A 25,680-nucleotide genomic window follows, 5' to 3' on the forward strand; every position below is an offset into this window, starting at 1 on the left:
ACCTTGGGTAGTTTGTGAAATAGACGACAACTATTCCTGCAAATCGGCGCGGCGCGGCGCGCCGGGCATCGAGCCCTAATCGAACGCCAGTCCTAGCCGCTTCTGCTTCTTCCATACGATGCGGGACGGCCACCGCTGGCCGTCAACGCCGAGGGTGAAGCGGTCGGGAAACCACAGCGGTGAGTTGACTTCGATGCAGGCGCCCTGAGGCGAGAGATTCCGGACCGTGCAGGCGATCACTTCATTGCCGAACTCGATCGCTCCCGACTTGAGGACGCGGCGGCGTGCGCCGGAACGGCGCTTCTCGGTCGGCATTGGCTGTTGCGCGCTGGCCGGTGCGGGCCTGCTATGGTCGTCGGCCATGGGCCCGTCGCGGTAGGTACACAAACTGGCGGCCAGACTACGACGCAATACTAACGGGAACCTTAAGACGGCCGAATTGGTATGCCAGGGCGTGCCGACCGGCTGGTCAGGTACGCACGGTATCGCGAAGCTCGCATCACCTCATCGTGTCTTCCGGCTGTGGTGCGGTTCACAGGCCGCGATCGCCGACCGTGGTAATCTTGACCCGTTGGAAAATTCCGGCCGCACATTTCGCGGCGCTCGCATTTCGAGATTAATGAGTTGGAGATAGGCGATGACGATTGCGGATCGCAATCGGATTGCCGGTCGCAATCAGATTGTCGGCAATACCGCGCCTGATCATGGCGCCTCTGTCCTCGAGCACGGCGACGACGCGGCTCATTGCAGCAACGGGCTCAATGCACAGAAATTCTTCGATGCGACGCCCGACGAGCGCGCGATCTACCGGCGATGGATTCGCAGCGCGATCGTAGCGTGCGGATTGCTGGCGTTCGCCGCGGGAGCAATGGTCTGGATCAACGGTGCCGGTGTCGGCCAGACCCAGCTCTCGAGCCTGCCCAGCACGAGCAACGCGAAATCAGGCCATGCGAACTAGCGACCGCCCTCGCGGAGCGACTGCGCGAAACGTAAACGGCCGGGACAAGTCCCGGCCGTTAGTGTCGCGTGAAGTCTAAAGCCTACTCGGACTTGTCGACATTCCAGAAGATCGGGGTCGCGGGACCGTCGAGCACACCGCTCAGCGACTTTCGCCAGGCGCTCGGACCCTGATACTGACCGAGAGGAATGTAGATGACCTGCTCGTAGGCTTCCTTCTGGATATCGGCCGCGATCTTCTTCTGCTCGTCGAGCGACGGCGCGCGGACGAAGGCATCCTTCAGCTGTTCGATCTTCGGATCGTCGGCCCAACCGAACCATCCGCCATTCTTGCCCTGGCCGCCAATCGAGAGGTTGGAGATCGGGTTGGAGACGTCGGCACTGACCCAGTTGGTGAAGAACATGTTCCAGCCGCCATCCTTCGGCGCCTTCTGGCTGGCGCGGCGGGTCACCACGGTCTGCCAGTCGGTGGCCTGCAGGTCGACCTTGAAGCCGGCGTCGCGCAGTTGCTGGGCGACAACAACCGGCTGCGCCTTGAGCGTCGTGACGTCGCCGGGCGCCATGATGACGACGGGCGTGCCGTCATAACCCGACTCGGCAAGCGCCTTCTTGGCCGCCGCCATGTCGCCACCCTTCAACAAGGTCTCACCGCCGACCTCGGACGCGAACGGCGTGTCGCAGATGAAGAAGGCGACGCAGGTCTTGTAATACTTGGGATTGCCGACCAGCGCGTCGAGCACCTGCTTCTGGTTGATCGCCATCAGCGCCGCTTGGCGAACCTTGATGTTGTCGAACGGCGGATAGAGGAAGTTCATGCGGCCGAGCGTCTGGAAGCCGAACTTGTTCAGCGTCTCGACCTTCAGGTCCTTGTCGCCTTCCAGGATCGACAACGTGTCGAACGACGGGTTCTCCAGGAAATCGATGTCGCCGGACTGCAGTGCATTCATCGCAGTCTGCGCGTCGGCCATCGTGACCCACTCGACGCGGTCAACCTTCACGACCTTGCCGCCCGCGGTCCAGCTCGCCGGCTCCTTGCGCGGCACGTAGTCCGTGTTCTTGACATAGACCGCCTTCACGCCAGGCTGGAATTCGGCCTGAACGAATTTGAACGGGCCCGAGCCGATCTGCTCCGGGATCGGCTTGTCCGGCGGCGTCTCGGCCAGCCGCTTCGGCATCATGAAGGCAACGCGCGACGACGGCTTGCCGATCGAATCCAGCACCAGGCCGTAGGGCTCCTTCAGCTTCAGCGTGATCGTCTTCGCATCGGTCGCCTCTAGGCTCGCCGTAAAGTCCATCAGCTTCTGGCCCATGCCGTCGACCTTGGCCCAGCGCTTCAGCGAAGCGACGCAATCTTCGGCGGTCACCGGCGTTCCATCATGCCACTTCAAGCCGTCGCGCAGCGTGAACGTGTAAGTGAGCTTGTCGTCGGACACCTTCCAGTCCGCCATCTGCGGCTGGATCTTGAAGTTGGAGTCGGTCGCCACCAGCGTGTCGTAGACCATGTAGCCATGATCTCGCGTGATATAGGCGGTGGTCAGGATCGGATCGATGACGCGCAGATCCGAATGCATCACCGCGGTGATGGTTTTGCCCGCGGCCATGGCCGGCGGCGCAAAGGACAATTCCTGCGGCGCGAACGACAGCGCGAGCGCCGTCAACGCAGCCGCTAGCGTGCGGTGCTTCCAACGCGAGATAGGGAACATGCAATCTCTCCTGACGTGTAACTGGTCAAAGCCGGCTTATTCGTTATGCATGCGGTTCGTTATTTAGGCGAACTAACATGCTGTATGGCTTGTGAAATCGAGACTTGCATCAAGCGCAATGCGCGTCAATCGGTTTCCGGCAGGATCGAACGTATACGAACGAATGAGCGGCAGGTTCAGCGCATTTGACTTTACAAACTCGTCTTCCGAGCTTTTCGTACGGCACGCGAACGCGTATCGGCGCGAACAAACAACAAGAGAGAAAAGACATGAACCCCGCCAATCTTCCTTTTGATTCCGAAGCGATGCTGCAGGGGCTGCGCAGCTGGGTGGAATGCGAGAGCCCGACCTGGGATGCGGCCGCGGTGGAGCGCATGCTCGACCTCGCCGCGCGCGAGATGGCGATCATGGGCGCGACGATCGAACGCATCGCGGGACGCCAGGGCTTTGCCGGCTGCGTCCGCGCCCGTTTTCCCCATCCGAAACAGGGCCAGCCCGGCATCCTCATCGCCGGCCATCTGGACACCGTGCACCCGGTCGGCACCATCGAAAAGCTGGCGTGGCGGCGCGAAGGCAACAAGTGCTTCGGGCCCGGCATCTTCGACATGAAGGGCGGAAACTATCTGTCGATCGAGGCGATCCGTCAGTTGGCGCGCGCCTCCTTCACGACACCGCTGCCGATCACCGTGCTGTTCACGCCCGATGAAGAGGTCGGCACGCCGTCGACGCGCGACATCATCGAGGCCGAAGCCGCACGCAACAAATACGTGCTGGTGCCGGAGCCCGGCCGGCCGAACAACGGCGTCGTCACCGGCCGCTACGCGATCGCGCGCTTCAATCTGGAAGCTGTCGGCAAGCCGAGCCATGCAGGTGCGACGCTGTCCTCCGGCCGTTCCGCGATCCGCGAAATGGCCCGGCAAATCATTGCCATCGACGGCATGACCACCGAGGACTGCACCTTCTCGGTCGGCATCGTGCATGGCGGCCAATGGGTCAATTGCGTCGCAACGACCTGCACCGGCGAAGCGCTCAGCATGGCCAAGCGGCAGGCCGATCTCGACCGCGGCGTCGAGCGCATGCTGGCGCTGTCGGGCACCGCCAACGACGTCACCTTCAAGGTGACGCGCGGCGTCACGCGCCCGGTGTGGGAGCCGGATGCCGGCACGATGGCCCTCTATGAAAAGGCCAAGGGCCTCGCTGCTGCGATGGGCCTCGATCTGCCGCATGGCAGCGCCGGCGGCGGATCGGACGGCAACTTCACCGGTGCAATGGGCATCCCGACCCTCGACGGCCTCGGCGTTCGCGGCGCCGATGCGCATACGCTCAACGAACATATCGAAGTCGAGAGCCTCGCCGAGCGCGGCCGCCTGATGGCCGCACTGCTGGCGACGCTCGATTAACTCGATTTGCACTGCACAACACGTTGGCACTGCCGGATCGAAATTTAGCCTTGTCCAATTTTTTGGCTTCGCCTACGGTCCGGCCGTCCAACGCGACGATGCGGGAGAGATCGAAGCGACAACATTGGTGTTGTTGCTTCGGCGCCGACGGAGCAACCGCCCCGGAAACTCTCAGGCAAAAGGACTGTATCGTCAGGACGATCTGGAGAGAGACGGCATGGCCAAATGGAAACGGCCATGACGTCCACCGAAGGGGATAGTCTGCTTTTGGGCCGAGGCCCGATGCGGATCAAGCTCTCAGGTACCGTGACAGATGGGGCGTCGAAGCTGCCGGTTTCACCGGTGGTTCGGCGACTCTAACCCACGGGAGCCTGAAGACCACCATGCCTCACATCGCAATCATTGGCGCCGGCATCACCGGCGTGACGACGGCCTATGCCCTGCTCGAACGCGGCTACCGGGTGACTGTCCTCGACAGACATCGCTACGCCGCGATGGAAACCTCATTCGCCAACGGCGGACAGCTTTCCGCCAGCAACGCGGAGGTGTGGAACAGCGCGGCGACCATTCTCAAGGGACTGCGCTGGATGCTCAGAAGCGACGCGCCGCTGCTGATGAATCCGAAGCCGAGCTGGCACAAATACTCTTGGATCGGCGAGTTCGTCGGCCACATCGGCCGCTATAGCACCAACACCATCGAGACCACGCGGCTCGCAATCGAAGCGCGCAAGCATCTGTTCTCGATCGCCCAGCGCGAGAACATCGCCTTCGATCTCGAACGCCGCGGCATTCTGCACGTCTATCACGACAAGGCCGGCTTCGAGGCGGGCCTGCGCGTCAACACGCTGCTGCAGCAAGGCGGGCTCGACCGCCGGCCGGTGACGGCGGACGAAATCCGCAGCATCGAACCCGCGCTGCAGACGGCCTGCTATGGCGGATTCTTCACGCCGTCGGACGCGACCGGCGATATCCATAAGTTCACGCGCGGCCTCGCCGACGCCTGCGTCCGTCGCGGCGCGAGCTTCGTCCACGAAGCCGACGTCGACGCGATCGCGCGCGGCGATGACGGTTTCCGCATCACCTGGAACCAAGCCGCTTCGCACGATGCTGAGGTCGCGACGCGACATGAGTTGCAGGCGGACGGCATCGTGATTTGCGCAGGCGTCGCGAGCCGCCACTTCGCAGGCCTGCTCAACGACCGCGTCAACGTCTATCCGGTGAAGGGCTATTCGATCACCGTGCAGCTCGATGCGCCGCAAAGTCGGGACGCTGCGCCAACCGTCAGCCTGCTCGATGAAGCCGCGAAGATCGTCACCAGCCGGCTCGGCGCCGACCGCTTCCGCGTCGCCGGCACGGCCGAGTTCAACGGCTTCAACCGCGACATTCGCGCCGACCGCATCCAGCCGCTGGTGGATTGGGTGCGGCAGCATTTCCCCGGCGTCGACACGTCGAAAGTCGTGCCATGGGCGGGCCTGCGCCCGATGATGCCGAACATGATGCCGGTGGTGCGCGCCGGACGGATTCCGGGCGTGTTCTACAACACCGGCCACGGTCATCTCGGCTGGACGTTGTCGGCCGCGACGGCGCAGATGGTCGCAGGGGCGATCGATGACTGGCGCGACCTCGACACGCCTTCAATGGTGCCGTCGCAGGTCGATGCGACCGAGACCGCCCGCGCAGCTTTCCCCTAATTATCCGGCCGAAGAGGAAGAATATGTGCGTATTTGCGTGCGGCCAAGTTGGAATTCGCTGAGAAACACCGCATGACAAAGACTAGCGTCACGATGGGGAAAAGCGCTTCAGCGCGGGAGGGGACAATGCGCATTGGGGTAGCGGGCACGCGCGAGACGCTGACCAAGCCGGATCAGGTTGCTGCAGAGCTGTGCGCGGCCGTCGATCGAAACTTCGACGATCAGGTCGCGTTCCTGTCGCGCATGGTGCAGTTCCGCAGCTTACGCGGACAGGAAGCGCCGCAACAACATTGGCTGGCCGAGCAATTCGCAAAGCGCCGCTACGACGTCGATACGTTCAGCCTTGCCGACGTCAACCTGATGAGCCATCCGAAGGCTGCACCAATGGACGGCATCGATCTTGCTGGATCGCAACAGGTCGTTGCGACGCTCAACAGCAAAGGCAGCGGACGCAGCCTGATCCTGCAAGGTCATATCGACGTGGTGCCGGAGGGGCCCGCTGATCTTTGGGACCAACCGCCGTTCTCGGGCGCCGTGCACGACGGCTGGATGTTCGGGCGTGGCGCGCAGGACATGAAGGCCGGTGTCTCGGCAATGATCTTCGCGCTCGATGCGATCCGCGATGCCGGCTATGCCCCGGGCGGCCGCGTCCATCTGCAGACCGTGACCGAGGAAGAGAGCACCGGCAACGGCGCACTGTCGACTTTGATGCGCGGCTATCGCGCCGACGCTTGCCTCATTCCCGAGCCGACCGGACACACGCTCACGCGCGCCCAGGTCGGCGCCGTCTGGTTTCGCCTGCGCGTCCGCGGCACGCCGGTGCATGTCGCCTATTCCGAGGCCGGTACCAGCGCCATCCTGTCGGCGATGCACCTGGTGCGCGCCTTTCAGGATTATACCAAGGCGCTCAATGCCCGGGCGCTCGACAACAGCTGGTTCCGCAGCGTCAAGAATCCGATCAAGTTCAACGTCGGGATCATCAAGGGCGGCGATTGGGCCAGTTCGACCGCGGCCTGGTGCGAGCTGGATTGCCGGCTTGGTCTCTTGCCGGGCGAAACACCGCAGCAGGCGATGCGCGGCATCGAGGAATGCCTGACCGAAGCGCACAAGGCCGACGACTTCCTGTCCGACAATCCGGCCGAGCTGGTGTGGAGTGGTTTTCAGGCAGACGCGGCGGTGTGCGAGCCCGGCAGCGAAGCGGAAGCAGCTTTGTCGGCCGCCCATCATTCCATCTTCCAGGCGCCAATGCAGGAGCGCCTGTCTACGGCCGTCAACGACACCCGCTATTATTGCGTCGACTACGGCATCCCTGCCCTTTGCTATGGTCCGTACGGTATCGGCCCGCATGCGTTCAACGAACGTGTCGAGCTCGACAGCCTTCGCAGGACCACGCAGAGCATCGCATTGTTCGTCGCCAACTGGTGCGGCGTGATGAAAGCGTGAATGGACTTGTCGTTTCAGGTCGGTGGCACATGGCAACATGTGCAATTCGAAATAGCAGCTTCAGACCAAGGGAGGCGTCCAACGGCCTGAACCGCGCCTTGATATACCGTCGCCATTGGCACAGTATTTGCCTGCAAATTCATCACGTTCGCTCTGGCTTTGAGACAAGACGCAGAAGCGCATGAGACACATCACGGGGACACCATGAGTATGATGCGGCCCAGCCTTCGCTTCACACCATCTGGCGGCAGGAGATAGCAACGATGATCGGCTATCTCCTCCGCCGCATCCTCGCCGCCGTTCCCGTGATGGGCGTGGTGGCCCTGTTCGTGTTCCTGTTGCTGCGGCTGACGCCGGGCGACCCGGCCGCAATCCTCGCCGGCGACAATGCGACGCCCGAGCAGCTCGATCGCATCCGCACTTCGCTTGGTCTCAACGAGCCGATCTACATCCAGTTCTATACCTGGGTCGCCAAGCTGCTGCACGGCGACCTCGGCGTCTCCCTGATCTCGAACAAGCCGATCCTCGAGATGATCGGCCCGCGCCTGGAGCCGTCGATTTCGGTCGCGCTGGCCACCATCGTCCTCTCGATCCTGGTGGCGGTGCCGCTCGGCGTGATCGCGGCGTGGAAGCACGGCACCTGGATCGACCGCTGCGTGATGGGGCTTTCGGTGCTCGGCTTCTCGGTGCCGGTGTTCGTGATCGGCTATGTGCTGATCCAGGTGTTTGCGATCGATCTGCGCTGGGTGCCGGTACAGGGCTTCAAGAGCATCTCGGCCGGCTTCGGTCCTTTCTTCGAACGCATCATCCTGCCGACCTGCACGCTCTCTTTCATCTATGTCGCGCTGATCGCGCGCATGACGCGGGCCTCGATGCTCGACGTGCTGGGTGAGGATTACGTGCGCACGGCGCGTGCCAAGGGCATCGGAGAGACCGGCGTGCTGCTGCGCCATGCGCTGCGCAATGCCGCGGTTCCGGTCATCACCGTGATCGGTTCCGGTTTCGCGCTGCTGATCTCGGGCGTCGTCGTCACCGAGAGCGTGTTCAACCTGCCCGGCATCGGCCGCCTCACCGTCGATGCGGTGCTGGCGCGCGATTATCCGGTGATCCAGGCCATGATCCTTTTGACATCGGGTATCTATGTCGCGGTCAATCTCTTGATCGACCTCGCCTACACCCTGCTCGATCCTCGTATCCGGTACTGAGCAATGGCGATCGAAACCCTTCCCGAATCCACTATCCCCGTCACCCGGCCGTTCCGCGTCAAGTTCGGCTTCCTCACCTCGACGCCGATCATCGCGGTCGCGACGATCTGCCTCGTCCTGATCATCCTGATGGCGATCTTCGCGCCGTTGCTGGCGCCGCACGATCCGCTGCTGCTGACGCCGTCGCAGCGGCTGAAGCCGTCAAGCGCGCAATGCCTGCTCGGCACCGACGCCTATGGACGCGACTTGCTGTCGCGCGTCATCTATGGCGCACGGATCTCGCTGCTGATCGGGCTTGGCGCTGCCGTCTGCTCGATCGCCATCGGGCTCTTGATCGGCCTCGTCGCCGGCTTCTTCCGCTGGGTCGATGCGGTGATGATGCGCGTGATGGACGGCTTGATGGCGATCCCCGCCATCCTGCTCGCAATCGCCGTGGTGTCGCTGTCGGGCGCCAGCATCTGGACCGTGATGATCGCAATCACCATCCCCGAGATCCCGCGCGTGGCGCGGCTGGTGCGCTCGGTCGTGCTGACCGCGCGCGAGGAGCCCTATGTCGAGGCCGCGATCTCGCTCGGCTCCAGCCTGCCGAAGATCATGTGGCGGCATCTGATGCCGAACACGATCGCGCCGCTGATCGTGCAAGGTACTTACGTCTGCGCGTCCGCGATCCTGACCGAGGCGATCCTGTCGTTCCTCGGCGCCGGCATCTCGCCGGAAACCCCGACCTGGGGCAACATCATGGCCGAGGGCCGCGCCTATTTCCAGGTCAAGCCGTCGCTGATCTTCTGGCCGGGGCTGCTGCTCTCGATCGCCATTCTCAGCGTCAACCTGATCGGCGACGCCGCGCGCGACGCGCTCGATCCCCGCATGAAACAGCGTGAGGGCAAGTGATGGCTTCGATGCAATCGAGGCCATCATCCCGGGGCGCGCAGCGAACCCGGGATCTCGAGATTCCGGGTCTGGTGCTTGCGCACCATCCCGGAATGACAGTGCATAGTCTCTGCCGCGATACATCTCGCAATGACGCTGAAAGACCCTGACATGACCAACGTCGTCCTCGACATCAACAATCTCGTCGTCGGTCTCGGCCGCAAGACGGACGCGCACCGCATCATCGACGACCTCTCGTTGCAGGTGCGCGAGGGCGAGACGCTCTGCCTCGTCGGCGAAAGCGGCTCCGGCAAGTCGGTGACCTCTTTGACCGTGATGGGCCTGCAGCAGAAGGGCACGCTGGTGCCGTCCGGCGGCAGCGTCAAACTGGTCGGCGAGGAACTGCTCACCGCGACCGATCGGCGCCTGCGGCAATTGCGCGCGACGCGGATGGCGATGATCTTCCAGGAGCCGATGACCGCGCTCAATCCGGTGGTGCCGGTCGGCCGCCAGATCGACGAGGTGCTGCGCGCCCATACCGATCTCGACTCCCGCGCGCGGCGTCAGAAGATCCTGGCGATGATGCAGCATGTGCGGCTGCCGGATGTCGAGCGCATCTTCTCCTCCTACCCGCACCGCCTCTCGGGTGGGCAGCGCCAGCGCATCATGATCGCGATGGCGCTGGTGCTGGAACCGAAGCTGTTGATCGCGGACGAGCCGACCACCGCGCTCGACGTCACCACCCAGAAGCAGATCCTTACCCTGATCCGCGACCTGCAACGCGATCACGGCACCGCTGTCCTGTTCATCACCCACGACATGGGCGTGGTGGCCGAGATCGCCGACCGCGTCGCGGTGATGCGGCACGGCCGCCTCGTCGAAACCGGCCCGCTGCAGGACGTGCTGCGCAAGCCGACGATGGAGTACACGCGCAACCTGCTGTCCGCGGTGCCGAGCCTCGTGCCGCGCGCGCCGCGTCCGGACACCACCGAGCCCGTGGTGCTGGAAGCCAACGAGCTCAGCAAGATCTACCGGGAGCGGTCGCTATACGGCAAAGCCCGCGAAGTCGCCGCCGCCAGCAACGTCACCCTCACCCTGCGCAAGGGCCGCACGCTCGGCATCGTCGGCGAAAGTGGCTCCGGCAAGTCGACGGTGGCACGCTGCATCGTCCGCCTGATCGATCCGACCTCGGGCGGGGTGCGGCTCGCCGGCCGCGAGATCTCCGACCTGTCGCGCCGGCTGTTGCAGCCGCATCGCCAGAAGATCCAGATCATCTTCCAGGACCCCTACCGCTCGCTCAATCCGCGCGTCACCGTTGGCGAGAGCATCGCGGAAGGCCCGATCAATTACGGCATGCCGCGCAAGGATGCGCTGGCGCGGGCTCGCGAGCTGCTCGAGCTCGTCCATCTGCCGCCCGACGCCATCTCGCGCTATCCGCACCAGTTCTCCGGCGGTCAGCGCCAGCGTATCGCGATCGCGCGCGCGCTTGCACTCGATCCCGACGTGCTGGTAGCGGATGAGGCGGTGTCCGCGCTCGACGTCTCGGTGCAGGCGCAGGTTCTCAATCTGCTCGACGAAATCCAGCGGCGGCTGGGCATCGCGCTGTTGTTCATCACGCATGATTTGCGCGTCGCCGCACAAATCTGCGACGACGTCGCCGTGATGCAACATGGCCGCGTCGTGGAACAGGGACCGGCGGCCGAGGTGCTGACCAATCCGCAGCAGGCCTACACCCGCGCGCTGCTCGAGGCTGCGCCTGGGCGCGGCTGGGATTTTGCGAATTTCCGCCCTGTTTCGGAAGGCATTGTGGCAACGGCCTAAGCCTTTAGCCGTAGTCTCAGCCTCTGACTTGGTTATTGCCTTGGTCTCGGCCTTGATCGCAGGCTTTGGTCTGCCTTGGGCCTTTACGCCCATAGGGCATGCAAATCCGGAAGTGCTCGACGGCTTGCGCTTGGCGCGACGACACGCTTAACGTCGCGCGCTAGAGCATGACCCGGAAGGTGGACGCCGGCCTCCCCGAAAGATCGCGCTCAAACCAACGAAACGAGATCGTGGCGCGAACCGTTCCGATCGCATCATGATCGAAGAAACGTATCGAGACCAACTTGATGACCCGCATTGCCGTTGGCGGCTTCCTGCACGAGACCAACACCTTCGCACCGACGAAGGCAACCTATGACGACTTCGTGCACGGCGGCGGCTGGCCGTCGATGACGCATGGCACCGAGGTGCTCAAGGTCATGCGCAGGATCAATGTCGGCCTCGCCGGGTTTGTCGAGGCCGCGGAAGCCAACGGCTGGGAGCTGGTGCCGACGATTTTCGCCGCGGCGAGCCCGTCGGCGCATGTGAGCAAGGATGCGTTCGAGCGGATCGTGACGGAAATGGTCGACGGCATTGTCGCGGCCGGCCCGATCGATGCCGTCTATCTCGACCTGCATGGCGCCATGGTCACCGAGCATTATGACGACGGTGAAGGCGAAACCCTCGCCCGCGTGCGCAAGGCTATCGGCAGCGACGTGCCGCTGGTGGTGAGCCTCGATTTGCATGCGAACGTCTCGCCCAAGATGATCGAGCACGCCGATGCGCTGATCGCCTACCGCACCTATCCGCATGTCGACATGGCCGACACCGGTCGCGCCTGCGCCAAGCATCTGGCGCTGATGCTCAAGTCCGGGCAACGGTTTGCCAAGGCATTCCGGCAATTGCCGTTCCTGATCCCGATCAGCTGGCAATGCACCAACGACCAGCCCACCAAGGGCATCTATCAAAAGCTCGCCGCCCTCGAGAGCGACGCCGTGCCGACGTTGTCGTTTGCACCGGGCTTTCCGGCGGCTGATTTCAGGGATTGCGGGCCGAGCGTGTTCGCCTATGGCCGGACGCAGGCCGATGCAGATGCGGCCGCCGACAAGGTCGTCGCCCTGGTCGAGAGCCATGAGGACGATTTCGACGGCCGGATCTATGCGCCCGACGAAGGCGTGCAGCTGGCGATGCAACTGGCGAAGTCGGCGAGCAAGCCGATCATCATCGCCGACACCCAGGACAATCCCGGCGCCGGCGGCGATTCCGACACCACAGGCATGCTGCGTGCGCTGGTGCGCAACAGAGCGAGTGCCGCAACCGGCGTGATCTACGACCCGCAGGCGGCGAAGGCCGCGCATACGGCCGGCGTCGGCGCCATCGTCACGCTCGAGCTCGGCGGCAAGTCCGGCATTCCCGGCGACGCGCCGTACCGGGAGACTTTCGTGGTCGAACAGCTCTCAGACGGCAAGTTCGTGGCACCCGGCCCGTATTTCGGCGGCCGCGACATGGATATGGGCCCCTCAGCCTGCCTGCGGGTCGGCGACGTCCGCGTCGTCGTCGGCTCCTACAAGGCCCAGCTTGCCGACCAGTCGATGTACCGCTATGTCGGCATCGAGCCGACCGCGCAGAAGATCCTGGTCAACAAGAGCTCGGTGCATTTCCGCGCCGATTTCGAGCCAATCGCCGAGAAACTGCTGATCTGCGCCGCGCCCGGCGCAATGCCGGCCGATACCGCCACACTGCCGTGGAAACATTTGCGCCCCGGCATTCGTATCAAGCCTAACGGCCCCACTTTCACCCCCTCCTCCCCATCACGCACAAACGGATAGAGAGACCATGCCGACCATTGAGCGCATCGACAGTTTTGCCGACGAACTCACCGCCATCAGACGGGATCTGCATGCGCATCCCGAAATCGGCTTCGAGGAGGTCCGCACGTCAGGCATCGTCGCCGACAAGCTCACGAGCTGGGGCATCGAGGTGCATCGCGGCCTCGGCGGCACCGGCGTGGTCGGCGTGCTCAAGGGCAAGGGCAACAGCACCAAGAAGATCGGCCTGCGCGCCGACATGGACGCGCTGCCGATGGAGGAGAACACCAATCTGAAGTGGCGCTCCACCATCCCCGGCCGCTTCCACGGCTGCGGCCATGACGGCCACACCACGATGCTGCTCGGCTCGGCGCGCTATCTCGCCGAGACCCGCAATTTCGACGGCACCGTGCATTTCATCTTCCAGCCGGCCGAGGAAGGCCTCGGCGGCGCCCGCGCCATGATCAAGGACGGCTTGTTCAAGCAGTTCCCCTGCGACGAGGTCTATGGCCTGCACAACGCGCCCGACCTCAACCATGGCGAGATCGCGATCCTGCCGGGCCCGGCAATGGCCGCAGCCGACTTCTTCGACATCAGGATCCAGGGCTACGGCGCGCATGGCGCGATGCCGGAGCGCTCCAAGGACGCGGTCGTGATCGCAATGACGCTCGGACAAGCGTTGCAGTCGATCGTCAGCCGCAATGTCGATCCGCTGCAGGCTGCGGTGCTGTCGATCACGCAGATCCATTCCGGGTCGGCGTATAACGTCATTCCCGGCGAAGCCTGGATGTGCGGTACGGTGCGCTGCTTCTCCGACGAGATCCGTGAGCTGATCCGCAAGCGCATGCGCGAAATCGCCGCCGGCTTTGCGGTGGCATATGGCGCCGAAATCTCGGTCGAGATCCGCGACGGCTTCAGCGTATTGGTGAATCAGGAAGAGCAGTCCCGCGTCGTCGAGGAAGTCGCGCGCACCGTGGTCGATCCGGCCAAGGTCATCACCCGCTCGACGCCCAAGATGGGCAGCGAAGACTTCGCCGACATGATGCAGGCCATTCCCGGCGCGTATTTCTGGGTCGGCCATGACGGTTCGGTGCCCGTGCACAATCCCGGTTACGTTCTCGACGACAAGATCCTGCCGATCGGCGCAAGCATGTTCGCCCGCATCATCGAGAAACGCATGCCGGCAGGTGCGCATGCATAAGCCGAAAGGGGACGCCATCACGTCGCTGCACGATCTCTCGGCCGTCGACCTGCTCGCCGGCTACCGTGCAAAGCAGTTCTCGCCGTCCGAGGTGCTCGAGGAAATCATCTCCCAGGTCGCGACCTGGGAGCCGCACATCAAGGCACTGTATCTGTACGACCCCGAAGGCGCGCGAAAGGTCGCGAAGGCTGCGACCGAGCGTTGGCAGCAGAGCGAGCCGGTCGGCACGCTCGACGGCGTTCCCGTCACCATCAAGGACAACGTCACGACCAAGGGCCAGCCGGTGCCGCTGGGTACGGCGAGCGTCAAGCTCGTGCCCGCAGAAAAGGACGCGCCGCCCGCTGCGCGGCTGCGCGAGGCCGGCTGTGTGATCTTCTCCAAGACCACGATGCCGGATTACGGCATGCTGTCGTCGGGGCTGTCGTCTTTCCATCCCCTCACCCGCAATCCCTGGGATGTCAGCAAGAACCCGGGCGGCTCGAGCGCAGGCGCGGGTGCGGCCGGTGCTGCCGGCTACGGCCCGCTGCATCTCGGCACCGACATCGGCGGCTCGGTGCGGCTGCCGGCCTCCTGGTGCGGCCTCGTCGCCCTCAAGCCAAGCCTCGGCCGCGTGCCGATCGACCCGCCCTATGTCGGCCGCGTCGCCGGTCCGATGACCCGCACCGTGGACGATGCCGCGCTGATGATGAGCGTATTGTCGCGCCCCGATCGCCGCGACGGCATGAGCCTGCCGGCGCTCGAGGTGAACTGGAAGGCGCTGGAGAAATCGCCGCGCAAGCTGCGCATCGGGCTGATGCTCGATGCCGGATCCGGCCAGAAGGTCGAGAAGGACGTTCGCGAGGTGGTCGTCAAGGCCGCGAAGGCGTTCGAGTCCGCCGGCGCCGTTATCACCGAGATCGACGGCATCCTGACGCCTGAGATGCTCGAGGGGCTCGACGATTTCTGGCGTGCGCGGACCTGGGACGAGCTGTCGAAGCTGTCGCAGGCCGACCGCGGCAAGACCCTGCCCTACATCCTCAACTGGGCCGAGGCCGGCGCGAAGCTCTCCGGCGTCGACGTGGTGCGCGGCTTCAACCAGACGATGGGCATCCGCGCGGCCGCGGCAAAGCTGTTCTGCGAGGTCGACTATGTGATCTCGCCGGTGTCGCCGGTCGTGAACTTCCCGGCGGAGTTCGCCGCACCACTCAACGACCCCGCAAAGCCGTTCGAGCACATCTGCTTTACCGTGCCGTGGAATATGTCGGAGAACCCGGCGCTGTCGATCAACGGCGGCTACGACAAGAAGGGCTTTCCGATCGGCGTCCAGATCATCGGCCGCCGCTTCGACGACATCGGCGTGCTCGGCATGGGCAAGGCGTTCGAAGGCCTGCGCGGCCCGCAGAAGCCGTGGCCCACGCCGCCGAAGAGGTAGCGCCTCAACACAAGTCAGGATGCGCGGAACCAGACCGCGCATCCCTCTTCTTCACAAGGGATGATTGCCGGGTTAACTGAATGGAGACGCGCGCCAGCGCCGTTCATTCAAGAAAACCGAGAGGAAATCATCCCCATGGCGTATGAGACAATCAAGTACGAGGTCGCCGAGCAGATCCTGACCATCACGCTGAACCGGCCCGACAAGCTCAACGCCTTCAACGCCACGATGCAGCAGGAGCTGATCGACGCGTTCGACAAAGCCGACAAGGACGACGACGTCAGGGCCATCATCGTGACCGGCGAAGGCCGCGGCTTCTGCGCCGGCGCCGACCTCTCCTCCGGCGCCAACACTTTCGACCGCGATGCGCGGCGCGGTCCGGTCAAGCGCAATGCCGACGGCAGCGTCGACTACAGCGATCCGCAGGTGCGCGACGGCGGCGGTCAGGTGACGCTGCGCATCTTCAAGTGCCTGAAGCCTGTGATCGCCGCGGTGAACGGTCCCGCGGTCGGCATCGGCGTCACCATGCAGCTTGCGATGGATATCCGCATCGCCTCCGAAGCGGCGCGCTTCGGCTTCGTGTTCTCCCAGCGCGGCATCGTGCCGGAAGCCGCCTCCAGCTGGTTCCTGCCGCGCATCGTCGGCATCTCGCAGGCGCTGGAATGGTGCTACTCAGGCCGCGTCTTCCCGGCACAGGAAGCGCTCGCCGGCCGGCTCGTCAGCAAGGTGGTGCCGCCGCAGGATCTGCTGCCGACCGCGCGTGCGCTCGCCAAGGAATTCGCGGCCAAGACCGCGCCGGTGTCGGTGGCGCTGATCCGCCAGATGATGTGGCGCATGATGGGCGCCGACGATCCGATGGAGGCGCACAAGGTCGACAGCCGCGGCATCTATGCCCGCGGCCGCTCCGAGGACGTCAAGGAAGGCGTGGTGTCGTTCCTGGAAAAGCGTCCCGCGCAGTTCAAGAACAAGGTGTCGTCGGACATGCCCGACTATTTCCCCTGGTGGCAAGAGCGCGACTATAAGTGAGCGAACGGCGTCCCGCGGCGTCCACACCTGACGGCGTCGTCCTGCTGCATGGCATCAGCAGGACGGCGCGCTCGTTTCGCAGGATGGAGCTGGCGCTCAGGGATGCCGGTTTTACCACGCTCAATCTCGACTATGACAGCCGGCGCAAAGGGCTCGATGCGCTGGCCGAAGACATCCACCCTTCGCTCGATCGATTCGCGCAGAGCCTCGACGGCTCCGTGCATTTCGTCTGCCATTCGATGGGCGGCCTGCTGGCCCGCGTCTACCTCGCACGACATCGCCCCGCGCGGCTCGGCCGCGTCGTGATGCTGGGCACGCCGAACGGCGGCAGCGAGATCGCCGACCGCCTGAAGCACCTCGCCGCCTATCGCGCCTTCTTCGGCCCGGCCGGCCAGCAGCTCGTCACCCGCCGCGATGCCGCGACCAGCGCGCTGCTGCCGGCGATCGACTATTGTGCCGGCATTGTCGCTGGCAACCGCTCGGTCTATCCGATCACGTCGATGGGACTGCCGCGGCCGCATGACGGCCGGGTGTCGGTTGCCAACACCAGGCTCGACGGCATGGCCGATCACATCGTGATCCGCACCTCGCATCCCTGGCTCGTGCGCAACCGGGATGCGATCGTGCAGACCATCGCATTCCTCCGCGATGGGCAATTCGCAAGGATGCGCTGATCAGGCGGCCTTGATGCTGCCGATGAAGCTTTCGACCTGGCTGCGCATGCGTTCCGACTGGCGCGACAGCTCTTCCGAAGCGCCGAGCACCTCGCCGGCGGCCGCCCCGGATTCCTCCGCCGCCCCGGTGACCGCACCGATATTGGCCGAGATATCGCCGGTCCCTTTTGCAGCGTGCTGGACATTGCGCGCGATCTCCTGGGTCGCCGCGCCCTGCTGCTCGACGGCGCTGGCGATCGACGAGGCGATCTCGTTGATTTCGTCGATCGTGACGGTCATGCCGCGGATCGCGGTCACGACGTCGCCTGACGTCGCCTGGATGGCGCCGATCTGCGTCCGGATATCATCGGTCGCCTTGGCGGTCTGTTCGGCAAGCGTCTTCACCTCGGCGGCGACCACGGCAAAGCCACGGCCCGCGTCGCCGGCGCGCGCCGCCTCGATCGTGGCATTGAGCGCCAGCAAATTGGTCTGGCTCGCGATCTCGCTGATCAGCTTGACGACATCGCCGATCTTCTCCGCGGCGGCGGAGAGCCCCTGCACCGTCTCATTGGTGCGCCGCCCGTCGGCCGCCGCCCGCTGCGCGATCTGCGCCGACTGCGTCACCTGACGTCCGATCTCGCCGACCGAGCCCGATAATTCCTCGGTCGCGGCGGCCACCGTCTGCATGTTGCTGGACGCCGCCCGCGTCGCTTCGGCGACATTCACAGCCTGTTCGCTGGTCTTGCCGGCGCTCTTCGTCATCAGCGCGGCCGTCGCTTCGAGCTGTGCCGATGCCAATATCACGGCCTCGATGACCGCACCGATGTCGTCGTGGAACCGGTTGGTGAGGTCGCCGACGCGCGCGGCGCGGGCAGCGCGCTGGTTGACGGCCTCGCTATCCCTCGCAGCAAGCTCGGCCGAGCGGATCATGCTTTCCTTGAAGAATTGCACCGTCCGCGCCATCACGCCGATCTCGTCGCCGCGATCGGTGGCGCCCACCTCGAGACCGAGATGTCCCTCCGCCAGCCCGGTCATGTTCGAGACCAGCGTGTTGATCGGCATCGTGATGCTGCGCGCCATCGCCAGCACCGCAAGCGTCCCCGCGAGCAGTGCCAACAGCATGATGCCGGCGACAACACCGAGACTCACGGTCGCCTCTGCCTTCTTGTCGGCCATCAGGCGCGACAATTCAGCGGCAAGGCCGTCCTCAACCGTCTTGAGCATGTCGATCCGGACAGTCGCGGCGTCGAACCAGGACTTGCTGTCGAGCGACTTGAAGTCACCGGCGAGCCCGCCCTGCTCCACCGTCTTGCGCATGGCGTTGAAGGTATCAATGGCGCCGCCCGACATCGTGCGGGCGAACAGCTCACGTGCCTCACGCGATGCTGCCGCGCGGAACGCGCTGAAGAAGCTCTCCTGGGCGGCCGCGAGGCCCACCGCGCGGACATAGAGCTGCGGGTCGAAGCGGCCCGCCGCGATGCCGCCGGCGACGGTCGCGCGCTCCTGCCCGGCGCGCTCCTTGCCCTCGATCAAATTGGCGTAGGCGGCAATGGATTTCGAAATCTCGTCGTCGCTGCTGAGCTTCGCGATGCCAGTGATGACCGTCATCAGCCGGCCGATCGTATCGGTGAGATAGCCGACGGCCGCCGGCGGCGTGACCGCAAGCCCATCGATGTCGGCGCGGCGCTGGTCGAGCTGACCGAGACCGTCCTGGGCAGCTTGCGCGACGGCGGCGAGTTCCGCGGTTCCCGACTGCTTCAGCTCCGCGAGCGCAGACATGGCGACCGACCGCTCGGCTTCGGTGCGCTTGCGCTGCTCGCTGAGCTCGGTTCGCATCTGCGCGCCCTTGCTGCCGAGATAGGCCGACGACAGTCCGCGCTCGCGCTGCAACTCATGCACCAGCCGGCTGAGCTTTCCGACACCCTCGGCAATCGGCTGCATGCGGGCGATGTCAGAGCGAACCGACCATTTCGTCGAGATGTCGTAGATCGCCAGCGCCGCGAACGCGATCAGCGGCAGCAAGGCGGAAAAAGCAATGCGATAAAGTATCCTGGTGTTCTTCAACATGACTCAACCCCGGGTTGGATCATGCCTACATTCGATTGGTAAAAAAGCCCTGCGGCAGCGCCGCTGAAGTTTTGGGCAGGCGCTGCGCAGAACAGGTGCAAAGAGCGTAGTTCTACCGAGTGATCAGCGCCACACGCCCGATCGCCTTGCGCTCAATCAGGAGCCGCATCGCCTTCGCGTAGTCCTCCAGCGGCAACCGGTGTGAGATGTTTGGCCGCACCCGGCCCGCCTCGGCCCATTCGCTCAGCGCCTTGAACCTGACCTCGCCGAGCGCAGGGTCCTTCCGCACCGCCTCGCCGGCGCGAACGCCGAGCACGCTCGCGCCCTTGATCATCAACAGATTGGTGCGGGCAAGACCAATGCCGCCGGTGAAGCCGACGACGAGAATGCGCGCGCCCCAGTTGATGCAGCGCATCGAGTTCTCGAACACCTCGCCGCCGACGGGATCGAACACCACATCGGCGCCGCGGCCGTCGGTGAGACGCTTCACGGCGTCGCGGAACGGCTCGCGCGCGTAGAGCACGAGATGATCCGCGCCACGTTCCTTGGCAATCGCAAGCTTCTCCTCGCTCGAGGCCGCCGCGATCACCGTAGCGCCGAGCAGCTTGCCGATCTCGACCGCAGCGAGCCCGACGCCGCCGCCGGCGCCATGCACCAGCAGCACCTCGCCCGGCTTGATCTGCCCGCGGTCGATCAGCGCGTGATACGCGGTGCCGTGCGCGGCAAGGAAGGTCGCGCCTTCCGCATAGTCGAACGTCGACGGCACCGGCACGAGCTGCGACGGTGTCGCGACGGTCTCGTCGCAATAGGCGCCGAAGCGCATCTTGACGATCACCTTGTCGCCGACGGCAACACCGGCGGCTCCACTGACCTCGACGACATCGCCGGCGGCTTCCGAGCCCGGCGTGAACGGCAGCGACGGCTTGAGCTGGTACTCGCCGGCGGCCATCAGGATGTCGGGGAAGTTGATCCCGGCGGCACGGATCGCAACGCGCACCTGCCCCGGCTGCAGCGGCACCGAGGCAAAATTCTCGAGATGAAGGCGCTCGGGCGGGCCGAGCTCGCGGCAGACGACGGCTTTCGGCATCAGGCGGCTCGCGCCTTGAGACGGGCCAGCGCCTCGCGGATCAGCGGCAGCCGGTCGTTGCCGAAATACATGTCGGTCTTGTCGAGATAGATCGTGGGCGAGCCGAAGCCGCCGCGCGCCATCACCTCCTCGGTGTTGGCCTTGAGCTGGTCCTTGATCGCCTGGTCGCCGATACCGGCCAGGAATTGCGCCGGATCGATCCCGAGCTTGGTGCAGATCTCGGTCAGCACCGCATCCTGCGAGATGTCCTTGTCGTCACCCCAATAGGCCTCGAACACCGCGCGCGCGAACGGCACCATCTTCTCGTTGCCGAGAAGGATGCAGCCGCGCATCGCCTTGACGCTGTTTACCGGGAACACGGTCGGCGGCATCTTGATCGCGAGCCCAGCCGAGCGCGCCCAGTCGCCGAGATCCTTTTTCATGTAGCGCGCCTTCAGCGGCACCGGCTTCTCGCGCTGCGCGTAGACCGACGGATTGACGGTGTTGAAGATGCCGCCGACCAGGATCGGCCGCCAGGTGATCGGCGCGTCGAACTCCTTCGCGAGCGGCTGGATGTTGTGCCAGGCGAGATAGGTCCACGGGCTGGAACAGTCGAAGAAGAATTCGATCATGGCGCTTCCCTTTGTCTTTTTCACATTCATTGTCGTCATTCCGGAATGCGCCGCAAGGCGCAGAGTCCGCGACTGTGTCGCGCCACGGAATAACGCGCATCATTTCTTCTCGACCAGCTCCTTCGCACGTTGGCCGAACATGTTCTTGCGTGATTCCTCGTCGAACGGCTCCTTGACGAATTTTCCGATCGCAAGGCCCGCCTGCACCTGCGGGCGGGCGCGCAAGGTGGCGTACCAGCGCTTGATGTTCGGGTAGTCGTCGAGGGTGAAGCCCTGCGCCTTGTGGGTCATGGTCCAGGGGAAGCAGGCGATGTCGGCGATCGAATAATCGGCGCCGGCGATATAGGCGCCGGTGTTGCCGAGCTGGCGGTCGAGCACGCCATAGAGCCGCGCCGTCTCGTCGCGGTAGCGCTCGATCGCGTAGGGAATCTTCTCGGCCGCATAAAGCGCGAAATGGCCGTGCTGGCCGAGCATCGGCCCAAGGCCGCCCATTTGCCACATCACCCATTGGATGACGTTCGACCGCGCACGCAGCTCCCGCGACAGGAAACGGCCGGTCTTGTCGGCGAGATAGATCAGGATCGCACCGGTCTCGAACACCGAAAAGGGACCGCCGCCGTCGGCAGGCGCATGGTCGACAATCGCGGGGATGCGGTTGTTCGGGCTGATCGCCAGGAATTCGGGCCGGAACTGCTCGCCGGCGCGAATGTTCACCGGGATCACCTGATAGGGCAGCCCCAGCTCCTCCAGCATGATCGAGATCTTCCAGCCGTTCGGCGTCGGCGCGTAGTGCAGGTCGATCATCGGCGTCCGCTTCCCATCACAAAGACTTTTGTTGTTCTGTACCTCCACTCTAGGACATGGCACACAGGCGCTCAATCAGAACCCACCGGGAGGCACCCATGCTGTTTCCAACCACGATCGCAGGCTCCCTGCCGAAGCCGGAATGGCTCGCCGAGCCGAACATGCTGTGGGCACCCTGGAAGTCGGAAGGCGCCGAGCTCGCCCGCGCCAAGCGCGACGCCACGGTGCTTGCGGTCAAGCTGCAGGAGGATGCCGGCGTCGACATCGTCACCGAAGGCGAGCAGGCGCGCCAGCACTTCGTGCACGGTTTTCTGGAGCGGATCGAGGGCATCGATTTCGCCCACAAGGTCGAGATGGGTATCCGCAAGGACCGCTATAAGGCAATGGTGCCGCAGGTGGTCGCGCCGCTGCAGCTCAAGGGTCGCGTCCATGAAAGCGAGGCGCGTGCGGCGCGCGCCCACACCAGGAATAGGCTCAAGTTCACCCTGCCCGGCCCGATGACGATCATCGACACCATCGCCGACAAGTATTACGGCGACCGCGTGAAGATGGCGTTCGCTTTCGCGGAGCTGTTGAACCAGGAAGCCAAGGCGTTGCAGGCCGACGGCGTCGACATGATCCAGTTCGACGAGCCCGCCTTCAACGTCTACATGGACGAGGTCCGCGACTGGGGCATCAAGGCGCTGGAGCGCGCCGCAGAGGGCCTCTCCTGCGCCACCGCCGTGCATATCTGCTACGGCTACGGCATCAAGGCCAACACCGACTGGAAGCAGACGCTCGGCGGCGAGTGGCGGCAATATGAAGAGACCTTCCCGGTCATCGACAAGAGCACGATCCAGCAGGTCGCGATCGAATGCCGTAATTCGAAGGTGCCGATCGAACTGCTCGCCGCGCTCCCCGGCAAGATCGTGCAGGCCGGCGTGATCGACGTCGCCAGCGACGAGATCGAGACCGCGGAGGATGTCGTCAAGGTGATCGAGGCCGTCGCAAAGCATGTCCCGAAGGGCAACATCATCGCGACCACCAATTGCGGTATGGCCCCGATGCGGCGAGACATCGCCGAGGCCAAGCTGATCGCGCTCGGCGCCGGCGCGAAACTGGCGCGGCAGCGGCTGGCCTGACGGCAGCTTAGCACAACCGCAGGCAATGCCGGACACATTGGCTATTGCGCGCGGCCGCCGGATCAGCGTCGGCGAACGGGGCAAGCCGCTGCGCTGATCCGACAGGCGCCCGCATTTTCGCACTCGACCGGAATATTCAGAGCGGGTCCAAAAGAATCTTCGTTCACTGTGGCACAATAGTGACTGCGCGACGCATCTATTTGTGGTTGCATCTCATCATTGCAATTTCTTTTTTGAGCAACGTACGGCCTGGTAAGCACGAAAACCACGCCGGAGCTGGTAGTTATTGGGGCGACAAATGTTTTGGTCGAGAATGCCAACGTTGGCTTTATTGACTGCTTGTCTTGGGGGATGTGGCACGTATGTGCCTGAATTGCGCGAATGGCCGAACTATAGTCAGGCCGACACCCAGAATATGATTCAGGCGATCGTGCGCAGCGTACGCTGCGAATTGCGGAACGCCGTGACCAAAGTGGTAAACAACGACCTTGATGCGGCTCGGCAACGCCAAACCGGGAAAACCTACTCCAACTTCCTAGACAACTGGGGTGCGGAAGTTCTCCTTACTTTCACCATCGTCGAAAAAAGCACAACTAATCCCAATGTGCTGCTGACGCCTGCGTCTCCTGCCTCGTCGGTATTCACGCTCGCTGCCGGACTGGATCTTTCAGCGCAGGCAACGCGAATCGAGAAGATGAACCTCTTCTACACCGTACGGGAACTGTATCTTCCGAAAGGCGTGATCTGCGATGCGAGCGGAGAGCAGCGGTACGATTCCTTTCTCATTCAGAACAATCTAAAGATCGCTGACCTCTTCTACGGCCGGATGGGTTCGGCCGTACTAGGGAATGCAAGCCTTCCTCAAGCTCAAGACAAGAACGTCTTATCGCACGAAATCTCGTTCCAGGTCGTTTCTAGTGGTGGAGTTAGTCCAACCTGGACCTTGACGAGGGCGGCGATCAATCCAACTGGCACGCTTCTCGGTGGAAGCCGTGATCGTACCCACGACCTTCTGATCACGTTCGGACCGCTTGATAAGCCTAGGGGTGGAAGGTCACTGATTGCCATAGCTGAACAAGCTCACTTTAGCTCGCAAATCGCCAGCGGTGTGAGCAATGGTTTCCGGTCGAGCTTGGCAAGGTGAGTTAATTGAACGGACGTTTTCGAACTGGAGGGACCGACATGGCGAAGGGAACAAAAGGAAATAGAGCCACAGCAAAGAAAAAGACGGCAACAAAGGCCAAGGTTGCGGCGAGACCGACGTCGAAGACTGCGTCGCAAGCGAGGCTTTCCGCTGCGACACTTGAGAAAGCGGTCGCAGATGAGCGAGTACATGGCCTCGTGTTCAGCACACTCGTTGCGAGAAGTCGTCAGTTCAATGCATCGCCTGTCTGCTATCGCGTATTCGACGACGGATCCGCACAGATATGCCGCCTCATGAGCGACGGAAGCTATGGCGAGTGCGAGACTTACTACCACCGACCGGTGCCCGGACCGCAATGTGGCTAGAGATAGCTCGCGTCCGAGAGATCGTTAGCTTGCCGCGCTCGGATGCAGCACCGGGCGATAGCCGGCCTGGAAGGCACGGACGGTCGACGGCGGTGTCAGCAGCATGGCGGGAGCGGTCGCGTCGGCCCGCTCGTAGCCGGCGAACGACCAGCGCAAGGTCTTGCTACCGGCAATGAGATAACTTTCTGCTCCTGCCTGCACCATTGTCCCATCGGGCAACTGATCAATCGCCATCCGCAGCGGATGCAGCCGCTTCTTGCCGCGGTCCAGCCGCTCGGCATGCAGCACCGCATCCATCGCCTTGGCGCTGAGATCGCTCGTGCCGTTGCCCTCCTCCCAGGCGGCGCGAAACCGCTTGGCGTCGTCGCGGCGGCAGTAGAAGCAGGGCCGGTGCCCGGCTGCGAATGCGGTCGCTTCATCGAGGAAGAACAGCTCGGTCCAGCTCTGCCGGCTCATCACCTTGCGCCGCCGTCCCCTGAACTCGCAGACACAGGTGAGCCAGGCCGGGCTCGACCAGCGCTTGTTCAGCAGTGTGCGGGTCGCAGGATCGTGGATGATGCCGCGATTGCCGGTGAAGGTGCCGCGATGTTCTGACGCGACGATGTCGCCGGTGGGCGTGACGCGGTTTTGCAGGGGCATGGCAAGCCTCTAGCCACTATCGTCATTGCAAGGAGCTCGCGACAAAATTGCAAAGCAATTTTGCGCTGAAGCGACGAAGCAATCCATCGCACAGCATATGCGGAAATATGGATTGCTTCGCTGCGCTCGCAATGATGGTCAACTACGCCGCGCCGTCGCGGATCGGCGGCTGGAACGACAGCGCGGTGTCCCAGGGAAAGAAGATCCAGGTGTCCTGCGACACCTCGGTGATGTAGGTGTCGACCAGCGGGCGGCCCTTCGGCTTGGCATAGACCGTTGCGAAATGCGCGTCCGGAAGCAGTTCGCGCACCAGCCTGCCGGTCTTGCCGGTATCGACGAGGTCGTCGACGATCAGAAGCCCCTTGCCGGTGCCGCCGCCGAGCTTGGCGGTCTGCTCCGAAATGCCCTTGAGCACCTTCAGGTCGCCCTGCTTGTCGTGGTCGTAGCTGGCGACGCAAACGGTATCGATCACCCGCAGGCCGAGCTCGCGCGCCACGATCGCCGCCGGCACCAGCCCGCCGCGGGTGATCGCGATCACCGCATGGAACGGGCCGACTTCGTTGAGCCGCCAGGTCAGCGCCCGGCAATCCCGGTGGAATTGATCCCACGAGACCGGGAACGGCCTGCCGGCTCGCTCCTGTGCACTCGGTTCAGAATTTCGCTCGACCATGTCG

The 25,680-nt window shown here is 64.0% G+C and carries 22 protein-coding genes and 2 riboswitches; of the genes, 14 read left to right on the forward strand and 8 right to left on the reverse strand.

Annotated elements, in window-relative coordinates; translation table 11 throughout:
- Nucleotides 1-75: 75 nt before the first annotated feature.
- The gene (locus Q0030_RS25950) at nt 76-363 is read right to left on the reverse strand and encodes a PilZ domain-containing protein (RefSeq protein WP_298373348.1); all 288 of its coding nucleotides are present in this window, start codon (nt 361-363) and stop codon (nt 76-78) included.
- Between the two features lie 274 nt (nt 364-637).
- Here Q0030_RS25950 and Q0030_RS25955 point away from each other — a divergent pair, with 274 nt between their 5' ends.
- Entirely contained in the window at nt 638-958 is a 321-nt protein-coding gene (locus Q0030_RS25955) for a hypothetical protein (RefSeq protein WP_298373350.1), read from the forward strand.
- A gap of 82 nt (nt 959-1,040) precedes the next feature.
- Here the strand turns inward: Q0030_RS25955 and Q0030_RS25960 are convergent, their stop codons facing one another.
- A complete protein-coding gene (locus tag Q0030_RS25960; protein ID WP_298373352.1) occupies nt 1,041-2,660 on the reverse strand; it encodes an ABC transporter substrate-binding protein in 1,620 nt (539 codons plus the stop codon).
- A 269-nt stretch (nt 2,661-2,929) separates the two neighbouring features.
- Between Q0030_RS25960 and Q0030_RS25965 the strand changes: the two genes are divergently transcribed.
- The 11 genes from Q0030_RS25965 to Q0030_RS26015 all read left to right on the forward strand — a co-directional run bounded on the left by Q0030_RS25965 (nt 2,930) and on the right by Q0030_RS26015 (nt 17,189).
- A complete protein-coding gene (locus tag Q0030_RS25965; protein WP_298373354.1) occupies nt 2,930-4,060 on the forward strand; it encodes a M20/M25/M40 family metallo-hydrolase in 1,131 nt (376 codons plus the stop codon).
- Nucleotides 4,061-4,151: 91 nt separating this feature from the next.
- A riboswitch (glycine riboswitch) is annotated at nt 4,152-4,257 on the forward strand.
- Nucleotides 4,258-4,260: 3 nt separating this feature from the next.
- A riboswitch (glycine riboswitch) is annotated at nt 4,261-4,375 on the forward strand.
- A 68-nt stretch (nt 4,376-4,443) separates the two neighbouring features.
- Nucleotides 4,444-5,751 carry a D-amino acid dehydrogenase gene (locus tag Q0030_RS25970; RefSeq protein WP_298373356.1) on the forward strand — a complete coding sequence of 436 codons (1,308 nt, stop codon included), beginning with the start codon at nt 4,444-4,446 and terminating at the stop codon, nt 5,749-5,751.
- Nucleotides 5,752-5,877: 126 nt separating this feature from the next.
- Entirely contained in the window at nt 5,878-7,194 is a 1,317-nt protein-coding gene (locus Q0030_RS25975; RefSeq protein WP_298373357.1) for an ArgE/DapE family deacylase, read from the forward strand.
- A 263-nt stretch (nt 7,195-7,457) separates the two neighbouring features.
- Nucleotides 7,458-8,399: an ABC transporter permease gene (locus Q0030_RS25980; protein ID WP_298373358.1), complete on the forward strand. Its 942-nt coding sequence runs from the start codon at nt 7,458-7,460 to the stop codon at nt 8,397-8,399.
- A 3-nt stretch (nt 8,400-8,402) separates the two neighbouring features.
- Nucleotides 8,403-9,290: an ABC transporter permease gene (locus tag Q0030_RS25985; protein WP_298373360.1), complete on the forward strand. Its 888-nt coding sequence runs from the start codon at nt 8,403-8,405 to the stop codon at nt 9,288-9,290.
- Nucleotides 9,291-9,440: 150 nt separating this feature from the next.
- A complete protein-coding gene (locus Q0030_RS25990) occupies nt 9,441-11,090 on the forward strand; it encodes an ABC transporter ATP-binding protein (RefSeq protein ID WP_298373362.1) in 1,650 nt (549 codons plus the stop codon).
- A 287-nt stretch (nt 11,091-11,377) separates the two neighbouring features.
- Nucleotides 11,378-12,898 carry a M81 family metallopeptidase gene (locus Q0030_RS25995; RefSeq protein WP_298373364.1) on the forward strand — a complete coding sequence of 507 codons (1,521 nt, stop codon included), beginning with the start codon at nt 11,378-11,380 and terminating at the stop codon, nt 12,896-12,898.
- A 7-nt stretch (nt 12,899-12,905) separates the two neighbouring features.
- Nucleotides 12,906-14,078 (forward strand): M20 aminoacylase family protein, encoded by a 1,173-nt coding sequence (locus tag Q0030_RS26000; protein WP_298373366.1) that lies wholly within the window; start codon nt 12,906-12,908, stop codon nt 14,076-14,078.
- Nucleotides 14,071-15,489, forward strand: coding sequence for an amidase (locus Q0030_RS26005; protein ID WP_298373368.1), 1,419 nt, complete (start codon nt 14,071-14,073; stop codon nt 15,487-15,489). The genes Q0030_RS26000 and Q0030_RS26005 overlap by 8 nt, the downstream gene beginning before the upstream one ends.
- A 135-nt stretch (nt 15,490-15,624) precedes the next feature.
- Nucleotides 15,625-16,515, forward strand: a complete 891-nt coding sequence (locus Q0030_RS26010; RefSeq protein ID WP_298373370.1) for a crotonase/enoyl-CoA hydratase family protein — start codon at nt 15,625-15,627, stop codon at nt 16,513-16,515.
- Nucleotides 16,512-17,189 (forward strand): alpha/beta fold hydrolase, encoded by a 678-nt coding sequence (locus Q0030_RS26015; RefSeq protein WP_298373372.1) that lies wholly within the window; start codon nt 16,512-16,514, stop codon nt 17,187-17,189. The genes Q0030_RS26010 and Q0030_RS26015 overlap by 4 nt, the downstream gene beginning before the upstream one ends.
- On the opposite strand, the gene Q0030_RS26020 is transcribed toward Q0030_RS26015, so the two are convergent.
- From Q0030_RS26020 to Q0030_RS26035, 4 genes are all read right to left on the reverse strand, one after another.
- Nucleotides 17,190-19,235: a nitrate- and nitrite sensing domain-containing protein gene (locus Q0030_RS26020; protein ID WP_298373374.1), complete on the reverse strand. Its 2,046-nt coding sequence runs from the start codon at nt 19,233-19,235 to the stop codon at nt 17,190-17,192. It abuts the gene before it with no gap.
- Nucleotides 19,236-19,347: 112 nt separating this feature from the next.
- The gene (locus Q0030_RS26025; protein WP_298373376.1) at nt 19,348-20,322 is read right to left on the reverse strand and encodes an NADPH:quinone oxidoreductase family protein; all 975 of its coding nucleotides are present in this window, start codon (nt 20,320-20,322) and stop codon (nt 19,348-19,350) included.
- Entirely contained in the window at nt 20,322-20,933 is a 612-nt protein-coding gene (locus Q0030_RS26030) for a 2-hydroxychromene-2-carboxylate isomerase (RefSeq protein WP_298373377.1), read from the reverse strand. Before Q0030_RS26030 ends, Q0030_RS26025 begins: the two co-directional genes overlap by 1 nt.
- Before the next feature lie 99 nt (nt 20,934-21,032).
- The gene (locus tag Q0030_RS26035; protein WP_298373378.1) at nt 21,033-21,737 is read right to left on the reverse strand and encodes a glutathione binding-like protein; all 705 of its coding nucleotides are present in this window, start codon (nt 21,735-21,737) and stop codon (nt 21,033-21,035) included.
- 98 nt (nt 21,738-21,835) lie between these two features.
- Here Q0030_RS26035 and Q0030_RS26040 point away from each other — a divergent pair, with 98 nt between their 5' ends.
- Nucleotides 21,836-22,858, forward strand: coding sequence for a methionine synthase (locus Q0030_RS26040; RefSeq protein ID WP_298373379.1), 1,023 nt, complete (start codon nt 21,836-21,838; stop codon nt 22,856-22,858).
- Nucleotides 22,859-23,222: 364 nt separating this feature from the next.
- Entirely contained in the window at nt 23,223-24,002 is a 780-nt protein-coding gene (locus tag Q0030_RS26045; protein WP_298373381.1) for a hypothetical protein, read from the forward strand.
- Nucleotides 24,003-24,391: 389 nt separating this feature from the next.
- Here Q0030_RS26045 and Q0030_RS26050 read toward each other — a convergent pair whose 3' ends face one another.
- Together Q0030_RS26050 and gpt are read right to left on the reverse strand one after the other, a co-directional pair.
- Nucleotides 24,392-25,006 (reverse strand): hypothetical protein, encoded by a 615-nt coding sequence (locus Q0030_RS26050; protein ID WP_298373386.1) that lies wholly within the window; start codon nt 25,004-25,006, stop codon nt 24,392-24,394.
- 142 nt (nt 25,007-25,148) lie between these two features.
- A complete protein-coding gene (gene gpt / locus Q0030_RS26055; protein ID WP_298373390.1) occupies nt 25,149-25,676 on the reverse strand; it encodes a xanthine phosphoribosyltransferase in 528 nt (175 codons plus the stop codon).
- Nucleotides 25,677-25,680: the final 4 nt, after the last annotated feature.

Source organism: uncultured Bradyrhizobium sp., from assembly GCF_947648125.1.
Lineage (GTDB): Bacteria > Pseudomonadota > Alphaproteobacteria > Rhizobiales > Xanthobacteraceae > Bradyrhizobium.

Excerpts from the sequence above, each read along its gene's own strand:
- Q0030_RS25960 (WP_298373352.1), bottom strand. The coding sequence starts at position 2,660 with ATGTTCCCTATCTCGCGTTGGAAGCACCGCACGCTAGCGGCTGCGTTG.
- Q0030_RS25965 (WP_298373354.1), top strand. The coding sequence starts at position 2,930 with ATGAACCCCGCCAATCTTCCTTTTGATTCCGAAGCGATGCTGCAGGGG.
- Q0030_RS25970 (WP_298373356.1), top strand. The coding sequence starts at position 4,444 with ATGCCTCACATCGCAATCATTGGCGCCGGCATCACCGGCGTGACGACG.
- Q0030_RS25950 (WP_298373348.1), bottom strand. The coding sequence starts at position 363 with ATGGCCGACGACCATAGCAGGCCCGCACCGGCCAGCGCGCAACAGCCA.
- Q0030_RS26035 (WP_298373378.1), bottom strand. The coding sequence starts at position 21,737 with ATGATCGACCTGCACTACGCGCCGACGCCGAACGGCTGGAAGATCTCG.
- Q0030_RS26025 (WP_298373376.1), bottom strand. The coding sequence starts at position 20,322 with ATGCCGAAAGCCGTCGTCTGCCGCGAGCTCGGCCCGCCCGAGCGCCTT.
- Q0030_RS25980 (WP_298373358.1), top strand. The coding sequence starts at position 7,458 with ATGATCGGCTATCTCCTCCGCCGCATCCTCGCCGCCGTTCCCGTGATG.
- Q0030_RS26050 (WP_298373386.1), bottom strand. The coding sequence starts at position 25,006 with ATGCCCCTGCAAAACCGCGTCACGCCCACCGGCGACATCGTCGCGTCA.
- Q0030_RS26005 (WP_298373368.1), top strand. The coding sequence starts at position 14,071 with ATGCATAAGCCGAAAGGGGACGCCATCACGTCGCTGCACGATCTCTCG.
- Q0030_RS26040 (WP_298373379.1), top strand. The coding sequence starts at position 21,836 with ATGCTGTTTCCAACCACGATCGCAGGCTCCCTGCCGAAGCCGGAATGG.
- Q0030_RS25990 (WP_298373362.1), top strand. The coding sequence starts at position 9,441 with ATGACCAACGTCGTCCTCGACATCAACAATCTCGTCGTCGGTCTCGGC.
- gpt (WP_298373390.1), bottom strand. The coding sequence starts at position 25,676 with ATGGTCGAGCGAAATTCTGAACCGAGTGCACAGGAGCGAGCCGGCAGG.
- Q0030_RS26010 (WP_298373370.1), top strand. The coding sequence starts at position 15,625 with ATGGCGTATGAGACAATCAAGTACGAGGTCGCCGAGCAGATCCTGACC.
- Q0030_RS25955 (WP_298373350.1), top strand. The coding sequence starts at position 638 with ATGACGATTGCGGATCGCAATCGGATTGCCGGTCGCAATCAGATTGTC.
- Q0030_RS25995 (WP_298373364.1), top strand. The coding sequence starts at position 11,378 with ATGACCCGCATTGCCGTTGGCGGCTTCCTGCACGAGACCAACACCTTC.
- Q0030_RS25975 (WP_298373357.1), top strand. The coding sequence starts at position 5,878 with ATGCGCATTGGGGTAGCGGGCACGCGCGAGACGCTGACCAAGCCGGAT.
- Q0030_RS26020 (WP_298373374.1), bottom strand. The coding sequence starts at position 19,235 with ATGTTGAAGAACACCAGGATACTTTATCGCATTGCTTTTTCCGCCTTG.
- Q0030_RS26030 (WP_298373377.1), bottom strand. The coding sequence starts at position 20,933 with ATGATCGAATTCTTCTTCGACTGTTCCAGCCCGTGGACCTATCTCGCC.
- Q0030_RS26000 (WP_298373366.1), top strand. The coding sequence starts at position 12,906 with ATGCCGACCATTGAGCGCATCGACAGTTTTGCCGACGAACTCACCGCC.
- Q0030_RS25985 (WP_298373360.1), top strand. The coding sequence starts at position 8,403 with ATGGCGATCGAAACCCTTCCCGAATCCACTATCCCCGTCACCCGGCCG.